The sequence below is a fragment of the Chitinophaga sp. 9-1-y genome, from assembly GCF_059511905.2.
In genome coordinates this window covers 3,028,161-3,042,541 of the sequence record NZ_CM197955.1, presented here as the reverse complement: position 1 = coordinate 3,042,541, position 14,381 = coordinate 3,028,161, and the positions used below count along the sequence as shown (strand labels likewise).

The 14,381-nt window shown below is 46.8% G+C and carries 8 protein-coding genes; 1 reads left to right on the top strand and 7 read right to left on the bottom strand.

Translation table 11 applies throughout. From position 1 onward, the window contains the following. Position 1 precedes the first annotated feature (1 nt). Together AC5ZC7_RS11945 and ychF are read right to left on the bottom strand one after the other, a co-directional pair. Positions 2–3,328, bottom strand: a complete 3,327-nt coding sequence (locus tag AC5ZC7_RS11945) for a HEAT repeat domain-containing protein (RefSeq protein WP_496159058.1) — start codon at positions 3,326–3,328, stop codon at positions 2–4. A 169-nt stretch (positions 3,329–3,497) separates the two neighbouring features. Beyond that, positions 3,498–4,601, bottom strand: coding sequence for a redox-regulated ATPase YchF (ychF, locus tag AC5ZC7_RS11940; protein ID WP_496159059.1), 1,104 nt, complete (start codon positions 4,599–4,601; stop codon positions 3,498–3,500). A gap of 67 nt (positions 4,602–4,668) precedes the next feature. Here ychF and AC5ZC7_RS11935 point away from each other — a divergent pair, with 67 nt between their 5' ends. Further along, positions 4,669–5,901, top strand: coding sequence for a nucleoside recognition domain-containing protein (locus tag AC5ZC7_RS11935; protein WP_496159060.1), 1,233 nt, complete (start codon positions 4,669–4,671; stop codon positions 5,899–5,901). A 213-nt stretch (positions 5,902–6,114) separates the two neighbouring features. Here the strand turns inward: AC5ZC7_RS11935 and AC5ZC7_RS11930 are convergent, their stop codons facing one another. The 5 genes from AC5ZC7_RS11930 to AC5ZC7_RS11910 all read right to left on the bottom strand — a co-directional run bounded on the left by AC5ZC7_RS11930 (position 6,115) and on the right by AC5ZC7_RS11910 (position 14,278). Further along, the gene (locus AC5ZC7_RS11930; protein WP_496159061.1) at positions 6,115–7,518 is read right to left on the bottom strand and encodes a SusD/RagB family nutrient-binding outer membrane lipoprotein; all 1,404 of its coding nucleotides are present in this window, start codon (positions 7,516–7,518) and stop codon (positions 6,115–6,117) included. An 11-nt stretch (positions 7,519–7,529) separates the two neighbouring features. Continuing rightward, the gene (locus AC5ZC7_RS11925) at positions 7,530–10,679 is read right to left on the bottom strand and encodes a SusC/RagA family TonB-linked outer membrane protein (protein WP_496159062.1); all 3,150 of its coding nucleotides are present in this window, start codon (positions 10,677–10,679) and stop codon (positions 7,530–7,532) included. Positions 10,680–10,815: 136 nt separating this feature from the next. Further along, positions 10,816–11,325, bottom strand: coding sequence for a PH domain-containing protein (locus AC5ZC7_RS11920; protein ID WP_496159063.1), 510 nt, complete (start codon positions 11,323–11,325; stop codon positions 10,816–10,818). 496 nt (positions 11,326–11,821) lie between these two features. Beyond that, the gene (locus tag AC5ZC7_RS11915; protein WP_496159064.1) at positions 11,822–12,619 is read right to left on the bottom strand and encodes an FkbM family methyltransferase; all 798 of its coding nucleotides are present in this window, start codon (positions 12,617–12,619) and stop codon (positions 11,822–11,824) included. A gap of 138 nt (positions 12,620–12,757) precedes the next feature. Next, complete coding sequence (locus AC5ZC7_RS11910; protein WP_496159065.1) at positions 12,758–14,278, bottom strand: GNAT family N-acetyltransferase; 1,521 nt, start codon at positions 14,276–14,278, stop codon at positions 12,758–12,760. Positions 14,279–14,381 lie beyond the last annotated feature (103 nt).

The following is a 14,381-nucleotide window of genomic DNA, read 5'->3' as shown; positions in this document are numbered from 1 at the left end:
TTTAAGATACTCTTATCGCTGTTGGCACTAACTGAATTGGCAGGTCAATGGTATACTGCTGTTGTATACGATACATGATATCAATACAACGGGCTTTATCTCCAATGGCTACGGTAGCGGAAATATGTGCTATGATATGTCCGATGTAGGTAGCGGCGTCTGCTGACTTCAAGGCTTCTTTTTCCAGGAATCCGAAAATCCTTTCCTTGGCTACACGGGCTTTATTTACCCGGCTTAATACAATCCGGAAGTAAGGTTCCAGTTGTTGCAGATACTCCAGGTTACCGGCCGCGTAGCGTTCCAGGTAATTGGTGGCAAATAACTGCATCGACTCGCTGGGATGTTGGCTCAGTTTCAGGAGATAGCTGGTACCGTCTTCTTCGCGGAAGAAGCGCATCAACAATTCCCGGCCAAAGGCCTGGATATCCGGCCTTACGCTATCGGCTACTGCGACTAATGTTTCAGGGCTCCAGTCGTTTTCGCCAAACTGTGTGCGGAAAAACTCCATGGCACTGCGGCGGGTGTCTTCCCATTTCGCATCCAGTAAACCGATGGCGGCATCGCGTTCGTAGCGGATACGTTCCACGTTGGTATAGTAAAACTGCCAGCTCCATTCCCTGGCGGCGAGTAGTTCGTGGCTACCTGCGGCTATCACCTGTTTCAGGGATAATGCCTGCGCAGGTATGTATTTGTTAAGTACCACCAGCCCGAATTCCTGGGCGGAACGATAATTGGAATACAGCAAACGTAGCGCCGTTTCCGTATCTACATCCTGTAAATAATTTACCAGTTCATTACTGAGAATGGCAGCGATATCCGTATGCATACCTTCCGCTGTTTCTTTGCGCATCAGGCGCGGCACCAGTTCATTCACGAGGTAAATGGCCAGGCGGTTATCCTGCTGCACCAGTTGGCTGATCAGCGGACGAATCGCATTTCGTACATCCGTGTACGTATTTAATATGATGTGCAGTATTAGTTCTGGTCTGGCGAGCAATTCGGCCGTACCCATGGCTTTTAGCACTTCCACACCGGCTTCTCTCACTGGCTGGAAACTGTTAGCCAACAGGTTATTTAACAGTCCATCTGATATTTCTGTATAATTGAAATGACCTTGTTTGAGCAGCAACAGGCGCGCTGCAAAAGCATGGCAGGCGGCAACCGGGCTTTTCAGCAAGTCTTCTATCACCGGTATACCCGTTTCCGTCAGGGCCTCCTTACAGAAAGTTTCGATGATATTGCAGCCATCGTTCAGGTTTACATTGCCTGCTTCTGTAGCTGTTTTCAGGGCAAGTAAACCACTGATAGCTTTGAAAGCGAGTACCCTCGCCTTGTCCAGCGGCAGGTACGCCGGCTTCATTTGTTTGCGTACAAAATCGCGTACTTCTTTATAAGGCGAGAAGATAAGATACATGAGGAAATCAGCATCGCTAAAGCACACCGCTTCATGCTCGCTGATCCATTGCAAGCCCTGTATACGCGCCAGGTCCAGCGGACTTTTAATCAGCACATAGAACAGTCCCAGTTCGGGATTAGCGGGATTATATCTTTCTTTCGCCAGCTCCAGTCCAAACATGGAAGGGATGCTGAAAGGATTTGCCAATAACCCGGCAATCACTTTTTCATCCATTTTAGCTTTCAGCGCAGTATAATCGGGATGCTGTTTCAATTGCTCCATGGCAAAAATATGCACCACTTCCATCCGTGCAGAAATCAGCAACTGGATAAATGCCTGTGGTAACTGTTGCCATAAATGCAGGTGAGGCACATCGCTGACTACTTCCGGCGCCTTCTCCGGTTGGTATTCCGGTGGTACAGCAGCCGTGGTGAGGTTCTTTTCCGTTCCACCCAGCCAGCCGAATAATTTTCTCAGCAAGCCATTTTTATCCTGGTTTTTGGTGGCATCAGGATTGGCGCCTAATACGGGTTTGTTTTGACCGGCGGCATCTGCAGGATCTTCTTTTTTGAACATCCATTCGTTGCCACGGGGCAGTAATATCAAATCAGCGGCGTTGCCACGTAATATATAATTGAGGTATACTGCGCGGGAGTTCGCCGGAAACTGCCGGTAGGTAGTTACATAGCGACCGTTCACCCAGGAGTAGTCGCGCACCTGGTATTCCTTGGTAGCATCTTTTTCTTCCTCATATTGCAGCAGTAATGCAGTCGCCAGGCGTACATACTGGATGTCGCTGGCAGCGCCAAACTGGCGCAGGTGACGCATGACGCGGCGATGGAGGTAGGCACGTGTTTTATTGGAATACGACAACCTGCTGGTGGGGCGACGCAGTTCTTTATCTGGCTGCATGGTTTCCTGCAGTTCAGGAACGTATACTTTTCCAGCTACCTTTTCGTCATCGTAGTTGAAGTAGCTGCCGGGATTCACAAACATCGCAGCTTCTCTTTCAAACCTGGCGGCCAGGATGGCTACTATGCCCTGGTCGTCGCGGAGTTCTGCCTGTTTGAAAATATGGCGGATATGCTGGAAGTAGGAAGGTCTGAATGGCAACTGGTGTAACAGCGCAATCATGGCCTGTTTCACGGTGGCATTTTCATACGCTACGAGAAATAGTTCTTCCAACACCTCATAATTCGGTTGTTGCTGGTTCACTATTCTTTCCTGCAGGAGGTGGAAGAGTGCCCCCACATCATTGGAGGCGATGGTGGTTTGAAAAATTTCGGGTAGCCGTTGGAGATAGGACTGAATATGCGCGGCACGTTCTTCTGGCGGCAATACCAGCAGTAAGCCATTCGCTGCCAGCATCCGTACATTGAGTTTCCAGGAGCTGTTGTCTGCGTAAGAACGAAGTGCCGGAATGGCGGCAGGATCGGCGCATTTGCCTAATGCCCATAAGGCGTTGTAACGTTGCAGGGCGTCTCCTTTTTCTACCAGTTTAATCAGGTAGGGAACCGCTTCTTTCAGCTTCTCTTCCCCTGCCCGCCAGATTACGCGGGGGGTATTCCAGGCTGTTTTATAGGAAGACTTTCCTTCTATGGCGTCCTGTAAACGTTTTAGAATAGCGCGGTGCTTAACATCTGCTACAGCGGTAGTGTCTACCGGAACAAATGACAAGTCCTGTGTGGCTTCCTGTTCTCCAAGATATCCTTTGCTTCGCTTCTCCTTTTCAAGAGCGTCGAATATGGTAGTGGCGGCGGGAAGTGCTACCGGGTTAACGGTTTTGGTTCCATCCTTCAGGTTTCCAAATCTTTTTCCGTATCGGAAGTTAACAAGATACTGGTCCGGGCCAACTTCACAAAGGTCAATTTCATACGTCTTATCCGAGTTTCCTTCCCGGAAAAAGAGTTTTACGTTTTTGACAATTCGCATGTGCTACAATAATAATGGTGGGCTAAGCTAATAAAAGATTTACAAAAACAAAGTCATGAATATAAAAACGTGGATAAATAAGTATATATACGTAACCGTTAGTGGGGTAAAATAGCAACGGGCCGGATATACTCCGGCCCGTTGCTGTTGTCATCTTCAAAGATATATCTTACACGTTGAAGCGGAAGTGCATAACATCTCCATCCGCAACAATGTATTCTTTTCCTTCGATACGCAGACGGCCGTTATCGCGGGCGGCTGCTTCTGAACCATATTTCACGTAGTCATCGTAAGCAATTACTTCTGCCTTGATAAATCCTTTTTCGAAATCGGTGTGGATTACGCTGGCAGCCTGTGGTGCTTTCCAACCTTTGTGAATGGTCCAGGCACGTACTTCCTGCACGCCGGCAGTGAAGTAAGTGATCAGTTCCAGCAGGTTGTAGGCAGAGCGGATCAGGCGATTCAGGCCTGGTTCTGTGAGACCGTATTCGCCGAGGAACAGTTCCTTATCAGCCGGATCTTCCATTTCAGAGATCTGTGCTTCGATGGTATTGTTCATTACAATTACGGTGGCATGTTCTGCTTTCACTGCTTCCTGCAGGGCCTCAGAGTATTTATTACCAGTGTGTAAAGACGCCTCATCTACGTTAGCCACGTATAACACGGGTTTTTCGGTGAGGAGGAACAGGTCGGCAATCGCTACGCGTTCCTCTTTGCTGAGGCCCAATTCGCGGATATTGCGTCCTTTTTCCAGGTGTTCCTGGCATCTTTTCAGTACTTCAAATTCAACTTTCGCTTTAGGGTCGCCACCGGTTTTCGCCATTTTCTCGGTGCGGGCTACTTTACGTTCCACGCTATCGAGGTCTTTCAGCTGTAGCTCGGTGTCAATGATTTCCTTATCGCCTACGGGGTTGATTTCGCCTTCTTCGCGAAGAATGTTTTCATCTTCGAAGCAGCGGATCACGTGTACGATAGCATCTACCTCACGGATATTGGCCAGGAATTTATTTCCGAGGCCCTCTCCTTTACTGGCGCCTTTAACGAGACCGGCGATATCCACGAACTCAATGGTTGTAGGCACCACGCGTTCTGGTTTTACCAGTTCCTCCAGTTTATACATACGTTCGTCGGGCACATCTACCTGTCCTACGTTCGGTTCTATCGTACAGAAGCGGTAGTTACTGGCCTGCGCCTTAGCGCTGTTGCTCACCGCATTAAATAAAGTCGATTTTCCTACATTCGGCAATCCTACAATTCCAACTTGCAAAGCCATTTTTTAAAATTTGCGCAAAGATAGGTTTATTTTAGTTTATTTGTTGATTGAATAAACCAATAATCTAATGGCATTAAACTACGTATGGCTGGGATTTTTTCTTATTGCATTCGTTGTAGCAGTTTTCAAGTCGGTAGTTTTACAGGACGCATCGGTATTCGGAGACATTATGAACGGCATGTTTGCCAGCGCTAAAACCGGCGCAGAGATTTCACTGGGCCTGGCAGGTATTATGACGCTGTGGCTGGGAATCATGCGTATTGGGGAGGTAGCCGGCATGATTAACCGCTTTTCACGGCTGGTGAACCCGTTTTTTTCGAAGCTGTTCCCCGACGTACCGAAGGGGCATCCTGCCATGGGTTCTATGATGATGAACTTTTCGGCTACCCTGCTGGGGCTCGACAATGCCGCCACCCCGATGGGACTCAAAGCCATGAAGGAATTGCAGGAAATCAACCCTAAGCCGGAAGAGGCCAGCAATCCGCAGATTATGTTCCTGGTGCTGAATACCGCCGGCATGGTGCTGATCCCCACCTCCGTAATAGCCATCCGGCTGGCAGCGGGCGCAGCCAATCCCGCAGATATCTTCATCCCTACGGTCATCTCTACGTTTATGGCGTTTATTATGGGTATGGTGACGGTATCCATCTTCCAGAAAATTAACCTATTTAAGCTGCCGGTATTAATTGCCATGGGCATTTTTGCAGGCATTATGGCCTTACTCTGGTTCTGGGTGCACAGTATTCCTGCGGCAGAAATTGGCCCTAAAACGGCCTCCCTGGGTGGCGCAGTCATTTTTGTGATTATTGTTACCTTCCTCATTGCAGGTATGGTAAAAAAAATAAATGTATATGACGCTTTTATTGAGGGCGCGAAAGAGGGATTCCAGGTATCTATCCGCATCATTCCTTACCTGGTAGGGATGCTGGTGGCCATCAGCGTATTCCGGACTACGGGCTGCCTGGACTATGTGACCAACGGCATTGGCTTCCTGGTGGGCAAAATGGGGCTCAACACAGATTTCGTACCGGCGTTACCGGTAGCCTTTATGAAACCGCTGAGTGGTGGTGGCGCCCGGGCATTGATGGTTGATATTTTGAAAACACATGGCGTGGATTCTTTTGTGGGCAAGCTGGCGAGCATTATCCAGGGTACCACGGAAACTACCTTCTATGTACTGGCAGTATATTTCGGATCTGTTAATATCAAACAAACGAGGTATGCGCTGGCAGCGGGCCTGATAGCCGATTTCTTTGGCATGCTCTGCGCCATTTTGCTGGGATATTTCTTCTTTCACTAACGTGAAAGAAAATTACGAATTACGAATTACGGATTTGTCAGGAGATAGTAAACGCGAAGAACATTCGCTATCATCTTCTTTCACTAACGTGAAAGAAAATTACGAATTACGAATTACGAATTACGGATTTGTTAGGAGATAGTAAACGCGAAGAACATTCGCTATCATCTCCCCACAAATCCGTAATTCGTAATTTGTAATTCGTAATTCTTTTTACTGATCCCACCAGATGTGATCAGTCAGTTTCATCTCCGGCACATTAGCACCATTGCGGCTTTTCTCGGTATCCGGGTAAGCCACCCGCCTGATAAAGGTGGTCAGTTTCGCATTTTCCGGCAGATTGAAATTTTTGTACTGGTAGTTATACCTGCGGGCATCGTTCCAGGTATCCGGATGCAGGAACTGTGCTGCGTACTTTTCTTTCAAAATAAGATCCAGGGTAATGGCCCCTTCCCCTACGCCTACAGCAGGATTCCGTAAGTAAGCATTTCTTCTGGCGGTATCTACACCCACTTTATCCATGTTGGCGGTGATGCCATCGATATATGCACCATAAGCTTTCTTTTTATCACCCTGCCGGAAGGCAGCTTCTGCGGCGATAAATCGGCACTCAGCGTAGGTAGCCACCAGTAAAGGCGCACCCGGTTTGGAATAAAATCCTTTCAGCGACAGGTAACATTCCTCTTTATCGGTACCTGATCCTACGCGGCCCGCGCCGTTGATGGTACCCCGGTAATCCCCAAACTTAGTAGTGTCGGTAATCAGTGGCAAACGGGGGTCAAACACCCCGTAGGTTTTGCCATTCATAGCGTCTACAAAGTGAGCACTGAGCCAGCCATCAAGGCTGTTATTGGTATTATTAACGGCCGCCTGGTTCCACGGGCTGAGCGACTGAAACTGCAACATCTGCGCATCGTCTGCATTGGTGGTATACGCGTGGTCCAACGCCGCCAGGATAGCGGTGGCATCGTAGGTAGTTTTTTTAGAGAGATGATTGAGCAAACGGGCCCTGATCGCGTACGCCGTTTTAATCCAGGCGCTGGTATTACCGCCGAAGAGCAGGTCTTTGGCACCGTCCAGTTCATATTTGGTATCGGTAGCCTGCAATTGTGCAATTCCTTCTGTCAATAAAGTAAGACAGTAAGTATATACACTATCGTCGGCCGTGTAGGGCGGTTGAATAACGTTAGCGTTGAATGCGCTGGAGTATGGCACGCTTCCCCACAGGTCATTCAGCATTTCCAGGTTAATGGCCATCATTACTTTGCCGGCACCCACGTGACGGGCGGCGCCTACTTTGGACGCCTGGTCTATCAGGTCATGGATATCGGTCATGTTGTGGTACAGCAACTTCCAGGTGGCGCTGTAGTCGGTGGACTGATATGTATCTGTGGCGCCATCCGAATTGGGCGAAGCAAGGTATTGCACCAGGTAAGAGGTAATGTTACTCACCTCGTACACGTTAATAGCCGTATGATAGGTAGCAGATACCAGTAAGCCGTTCAGGGGCGGTGTGATAGCCTGGTTCGGGTTATTATTGATATCCAGCGATTTGTTGCAGGCCATCAGCAGTATCCCGGATAGGGCAATATATAATATGGAGCGTAATTTTTTCATGATCAGCAGTTTTAGAAAGTAACTTGAAGAGTAGCCAGAAAACTTCGTGTAGTCGGATACGTGAATCCGGCGAAGGCATCCACGTTGCTACCGGAAGCATTGGAGCTGGACTCCGGATCAAAGCCGCTATACCTGGTGTGCAACCATATGTTATTACCGGTGAGGGTAATGCTGGCGCCGGAAATCAGGTGAGTGGCACTAAGCAGAGAAGTAGGAAGCTGGTAGGTAAAGCTGATATTGCGCAATCTTACCCAGGCAGCGTTTTCAACAAAGTTTTCTGTTACCCCGCGATAAACGTTCCGGTAAAATCCGGCGCCATAGTTGCGGCCATCAGGTCCTTTGGCCTGCTGTAAATATACCTTCTGGGTATTCGGTGTTCCATCTGCCAATACACCGGGGAATATCGTTTGGTCGGCTCTATTGCCGGTAACCGCCGATTCGCCGAATGCCGCCATAAAGTTGGCCAGCTGGTTGTATTTCTGTACCCCCTGCCGGGTGTCGATGAGGAATGAGAACGTAAATGGGCCATAATTAAAGGTGTTGGTAATACTACCCATCCATTTAGGTTGTGAATTGCCCAGGTACTTCTGTGACTTGTTTATCAATGGGAAGCCGGCGCTGCTGCCGGTTTGTCCAATCACCATCGGTTTACTGTAATCAATGATCAACGGATCTTCCTTATCACTGCCATAGTAGCGCTGATAGCTGGTCCCAAAGATGGCGCCTGCCGGATAGCCTACTATATATTTCATGGCAGCAGTAGAACCAGCATACCCGAACTGGGTAGCTACCACCACCTCGTCCAATCCCTTACCCAAACTCAGTACTTCATTATGATTGGTGGAGAAATTCACCCTCACGTCCCAGCTAAAGTTTTTTGTTTTCACAGGGGTGCCATTCAGGGATACTTCTACTCCACTGTTCCTTAGCGAACCCGCATTGGTGAGGTAGTCTTCGTAACCAGTAGCATTAGATACCTTCAAAGGAATCAGCAGGTCCGTACTTTTAGCGGTATACCAGGTCACATCAACGCCTAAACGATTTTGAAAGAAACGTAATTCTGCTCCTGTTTCGAAGGTGTTGGTGAATTCCGGTTTCAGGTTAGGGTCTCCCAGCCGGTCGGCACGGGTCCAGCCAATAGCGGAGCCACCTATGGGGCCATCTATCAATGGAATGTAACCGGAGCCGGTATTGTATGGGTCTGTATCTTTACCGATCCTGGCCCAGGACACGCGGATTTTACCATATGATAAAACGCGCTCCGGAATTTTCAGATGATCCGTAAACAGGTAAGACAAACTGGCCGATGGATAGAAGAATGCCCGGTGGCTTTTAGGTAATGCAGAGCTGATATCTTGTCTTCCCGTCACATCGAGGTATAGCCACCGGTCCCAGGAAAGGGTCCAGTCGGCATAAACGCCCATGAGATAATAGTTTTCCAGGTATTGTGTGGTCAGTATTTTCTTGGCATTCTGCAGAATCAGTAAATCCGGGATATCCAGGGTATCACCTTCGACAGATACCCGTTTCATTTTCCTGGAATACACTTCGTGTCCTACTTTGAGATCAGAAGATAATTTCGAGCCGATGTTGTTCTTAAAATTTAAGATCAGGTTAGAGGTGAGTGACCTTTTATTCACGGAGTACTCGTCTACAAATCCGAAAGAGTTATCCGTGCTGGGCACTTCTCCTACTACGCCTTTGGGGCCGGGGGCAGCGTGGTTGATGCCACTGGTATAGTGATCAACGCCCGCCCGATAGAGCACATCCAGCCATTTAAAAGGACTATAGGTGAAATTAACGCTCCCAATCAGGCGGTTTACGTTGTCTTCGAATCGATTGCTATAAAGTGTATAAATAGGATTATCGGTGGTGCCATACGTTTTCTGGGTGCCGTCTGGTTTGATGTAATCGCGCATATTCCAGCGTGGCGACCAATAAATCATTTGTTCTCCATAGCGGTCAAAGTTAGCACGGTTTCCGCCTGAGTTAATATAATTAAGGGACACCCCCATTTTAAACTTACTACTCAGCTCAGCGTTGCCGCTTACTTTGGCGGAGTAGTTCTTGTAGTTGCTGAAGGGTACAATCCCGTTCTGATTGAACTGGGATAACGAGGCCGCATATACGACTTTCTCCGTTCCACCCGTGATTCCCAAAGTGTTACGATACTGGCTGCCCGTATTGTAGGCTTGCTTGTATTTATCATACAGCCTTTCAGGATGGGTAGGGTCCAGTTTGCGGGCATCTGCTACCGTTGGACCCCAGGAAGGCCAGAAACTTTGATTATCATAGATGCTATTGTTACCCTGGCTGTAAATATGCTGTACATCGGGGGTTTTACCTACCCTTTCAAAACCGGCGGTAGTACTAAAGCTGACTCTCATGCGTCCGGCTTTACCAGATTTGGTGGTGATAATGATGGCACCGGTGCTGGCACGGGAGCCGTACAGGGCGGTGGCGGCGCCGCCTCTCAGGATGGAGATACTTTCTATGTCATCGGGGTTGAGATCAGCCGCACCATTGCTCAGCCCCCTGGTTTCTGTACTGCTGTTAAGGGTGCCGCTTACATCGGTGCTGTTATCGAATATCATACCGTCGATTACAAATAAGGGTTGATTATCGCGTCCGGGGTCCACCGAGTTGATGCCCCTGATGAGGATACGGGCGCCTTGCCCGGGGGCGCCTCCGCCGCTGGAGATCTGCACACCGGCCGCTTTTCCCTGGAGTGCATTCACAACATTGGATTGTTTAGATTGCATGAGATCCGCCCCACTGACGTCCTGCACGGCATAGCCCAGTGCGCGTTTTTCTTTCTTGATGCCCATGGCCGTTACTACTACCTGTTCCAGGTTGTGGTTATCTACCTGCAACTGGATATCGATGTTGGTACGACCGTTCAGGGGCATCTCCTGTGAAATAAAGCCCACGGATGTAAAGATGAGGGTGGCATTGGCATCCGCTACCTGGAGGCGATAAGTACCGTCTCCTCCGGTAACAGTGCCGGTGGCATGGCCTTTTACCTGGACGGTTACTCCTGGAATACCCTCTGTGGTACCTGCTGTAACAACTTTGCCGGTGATAGTGTGATTCTGAGCGAGCAGCAAAAAGGGTAATAAGAGGAAAGCGCCCACCAGTGTCATAGTGTACAATGACTTCATGGCGTTAGATTTTGGTTTAGAAACAAGTTAGTGAAATAAATATACGCTGAAAATCGTGAAAGCGAAAGAGGGGAAAATGAAAGATCCGGTACAGTATCAACTGACCGGATCTATATTTTTTTACTGGCGGTAAATACTAATCTTGTGAAACGGGTGCTACATTAATAATCTGGTTTACCTTCTTCACGAAATCGTCTGCTTCTGAAGGACTGATCAGCCATTTTTGATTGGCGGATTCTATCAGCACCAGGTTTTCCCGATTAGTACACCAGCGCTGATACTTTCCTATTTCGCTGGAGCGGTAGGTGCCGAGGTAACCGAATATACCACCCAGTCCCACCATACGGGAACTGCTGCCAAGGTCTTCTTCTGAAATGCTTTTTAACCTTAATACCTCCGACATTTCAATAGTGATACTAAACAGCGGCCGTTTGATAAGTATAGCCGTTGCCGTGATAATATAATACCGGGGGCTTAAACTCCAGGCAACCAGTAGCACGGGTACCAGGATGAATAAAAGCATGGTAGTGGCAGTAGCATCATGGGAAACATCCGTTATCTGTCTGCATATAAAAACCAGGGTAAGAATAATAACCAGGTGGGTAACCAGTTTTGAATTGTCATCTAACGGGGCTGCATATCTCATAATTGCTCTCCTTTTGTTCGGTTAGTAAGATAAAAAAAATAACTATATAAGCTCCCTACTTTCCTATTTTTCTTGCTTGGTAAAACTTACGCTGAAAAACGCGAAAAGGTTGCTTTACTGCCGTAAAGCTATCTTTTTTAATAATTATTTCAGCTCTATTTTCTAATTGGTTATTAACAACTTGCATAACTTATATCATAAGTTGATTTAAGTTAAAATGCACTCAATTGAATGAGGTGACGGTATAATCCGCGGGAAATAGTGTTTTTTTACTTAAACAATCAATTTAGATATATTTAACAATATACCAATAAATCAATCAGTTATATGCGTAAAAAAGCAACCCCGCTATCAGCTTTCATTCCCTTTTATTGTCGTTATATATACAAATAATACATTATTTGTTTGCGGAAAAAATTTTTGCTTCTACTCCCTAAAATATAAAGGCAATACGTCCGTCAGTGCGTATTGCCTTTATAAAAACAGGGTTTGATATTTATTTTTTGATGGCGAGATAATTAAACGCATCTAGTCTTTCAAAAGTAAAATCAGCCAACGAACTTAATTTATCGTTTACGGTATCGTCTCCTTCATATCGTTCAAAAATAATCCGGAGATGACGTGCCTGCTGAATAAATTGCCGGGCTCCTTCCAGTACTTCTGTCTCCATACCTTCTACATCCAGTTTTACGATCAACCGGCTGTCTGGTGTAAATCCAAATTCAGGAAACAGGCTATCCAGCTTTTCGATGGGAATGCTCCCTTCTTCTTTGTTATTGCGGTCTATATAACTCGAGCCGGTAACGGTACTCATTATATTAAAGTTGACTTTCTCCTGGTGACTACCAAGGCCACAGGCAAAAAGCGTTACCTTATCGCCTACATTATTCAGTTTTATATTTTCTTCCACAGCTTTAAAATTCACCGGCTCAAAGGCCACGCAACGTACTCCAAGTCCCCCGAGCCAGATATCGTATTCACCGATACAGGCGCCAATATCGATAAACCCATCCAGCTGTCCCTGATCCAGTTGTTGTTTCAGGTAGTTGCGCACGTTTTTTTCGTAAGCGTAGTTAATGAATTGAAAATCTGTAGTCCCTCCTCTTATCCTGAAATGGCCTAATGCAGACCTGGCATGCCAACTTTGCTGGGTAGGCTTGTTCAGTAATACCAATTTAAGAGACGCCTGGAGGGATTTCCAATCGTTATACCTGATATATTCGCTAAAGTAGGCCAGGTACTGTTTATACTTCGACAGATTTCTCCAGGACGGATAATAAGCTGCGTCTTTCATAAACAAGGGAATTTGAATAAAATTACAACTTAAAAAGCAGGCCGCAATCCTTTATCCGCCGGAAGTTTCCTTGTCTGTTATCTTTTTTTCTGCTGCAAAATTACCGCGTGAAATATGCGGGCAGTAACTGGCTGGTAATCATTTTTTCTTCCACTTTACTTCATAAAGATCTTGACGTTTATCCTTCATAGTTTGTACACTTCCGAACGTATGTAGTTCTTTTAATAGTACCAGGTCCACATCTGCAATTACCACCATTTCTGTATTAGGAGTAGATTCAGCCTTAATGCCGGTAACCGGGAATGCGAAGTCTGATGGTGTAAATACCGCCGACTGTGCATATTGTAAATCCATATTATTCACTTTGGGCAGATTACCAATACAACCGGCAATGGCCACATAACATTCATTTTCAATAGCCCTTGCCTGTGCACAAAAGCGTACCCGGTTATAGGCATGCTGGGTGTCTGTCATAAAAGGAACAAAGAGAATCGTCATCCCCTGTTCGGCCAGGATGCGGGAAGGCTCCGGAAACTCCACATCATAGCAAATCTGTATGCCTATTTTGCCACAATCCGTATCAAACACTTTCACCTCATTCCCCCCTTTAATACCCCAGGCAGATACTTCCCCTGGTGTAGGATGGATTTTGATATACTGTTCATAAGTGCCGTCACGGCGGCATAAGTAGGAGATGTTGTAGAGTCCTTCATCAATGACAATGGGCATGCTGCCTGAAATGATATTGACATTATACGCCACTGCATGTTGCTGGAAAATTACCCGCAACTGGTCTGTATACTTTGCCACTCCGCGGATCGCACCTGCGGGATCCATCTGGTTAAACTCCTTCATCAGCGGGGAGTTGAACAACTCAGGAAACACCACAAAATCGGATCCATAGTCGCTTACTGCGTCAATAAAGTATTCTACCTGTTGCAGAAATCCCTCCAGGTCGCCATAATCCCGCATTTGCCATTGCACCAGTCCAATACGCACGGTAGATTTGTTATACCGAATCGTATCCTGGTCTTTTTCATAATAAATATTAAACCACTGCAGCAACGTAGCAAACCCCAATGATGCCTCATCATTGGGCAAATAATTTTTAAGAATCTTCTTTACCGTGAAGTCGTTGGAGAATTGAAAGGTTAAAGTGGGATCATAAATCTCCCGGTCCTGCACTTTTTCTATATACTCCCTTGGCGACAAGCGATCGGCATACTTTTCATAGTTAGGAATACGGCCACCTGCCACAATACCTTCCAGATTCAGTTGTTCACAGAGGATTTTCCGGGAATCGTATAACCGGCGGGCCAGTCTTTTGCCCCGGTAGTCGGGATGCACAAATACTTCAATACCATATAATGTATCTCCTTTTGGATTATGTGTATTAAAGGTATAGTATCCTGTAATCTGCTCATAGGTATGATTGTCGCCGAACTTATCGTAGTCCACAATGATAGCCAGGGCACATCCTACTACCTTATCGTTCACGGTGACGGCAATCTGTCCTTCCGGGAAAAGCTTAATTAATCGTTGAATGGTAGGCTCTCTCCAGTAGCTACCCGCCATATCTGCATAGGCAGACACCATAGATTCTTTCAGGTCGAAGTAGTCTTCTACCGTTAGTTGTCTGATTTCAATTGTTTCTGACATAGAATGATTTTCTGTTTTTAATTAAAACTCTGCCCCTTAGCCACTTGTTCATTAATATTGTTTTTTTTGTTTAATTTGCGGCTGAGTTACCAACTACAATAAT

What these genes read in the sequence shown, in the direction of transcription:
- AC5ZC7_RS11945 (WP_496159058.1), bottom strand. Translation starts at nt 3,328, where the DNA reads ATGCGAATTGTCAAAAACGTAAAACTCTTTTTCCGGGAAGGAAACTCG.
- ychF (WP_496159059.1), bottom strand. Translation starts at nt 4,601, where the DNA reads ATGGCTTTGCAAGTTGGAATTGTAGGATTGCCGAATGTAGGAAAATCG.
- AC5ZC7_RS11935 (WP_496159060.1), top strand. Translation starts at nt 4,669, where the DNA reads ATGGCATTAAACTACGTATGGCTGGGATTTTTTCTTATTGCATTCGTT.
- AC5ZC7_RS11930 (WP_496159061.1), bottom strand. Translation starts at nt 7,518, where the DNA reads ATGAAAAAATTACGCTCCATATTATATATTGCCCTATCCGGGATACTG.
- AC5ZC7_RS11925 (WP_496159062.1), bottom strand. Translation starts at nt 10,679, where the DNA reads ATGAAGTCATTGTACACTATGACACTGGTGGGCGCTTTCCTCTTATTA.
- AC5ZC7_RS11920 (WP_496159063.1), bottom strand. Translation starts at nt 11,325, where the DNA reads ATGAGATATGCAGCCCCGTTAGATGACAATTCAAAACTGGTTACCCAC.
- AC5ZC7_RS11915 (WP_496159064.1), bottom strand. Translation starts at nt 12,619, where the DNA reads ATGAAAGACGCAGCTTATTATCCGTCCTGGAGAAATCTGTCGAAGTAT.
- AC5ZC7_RS11910 (WP_496159065.1), bottom strand. Translation starts at nt 14,278, where the DNA reads ATGTCAGAAACAATTGAAATCAGACAACTAACGGTAGAAGACTACTTC.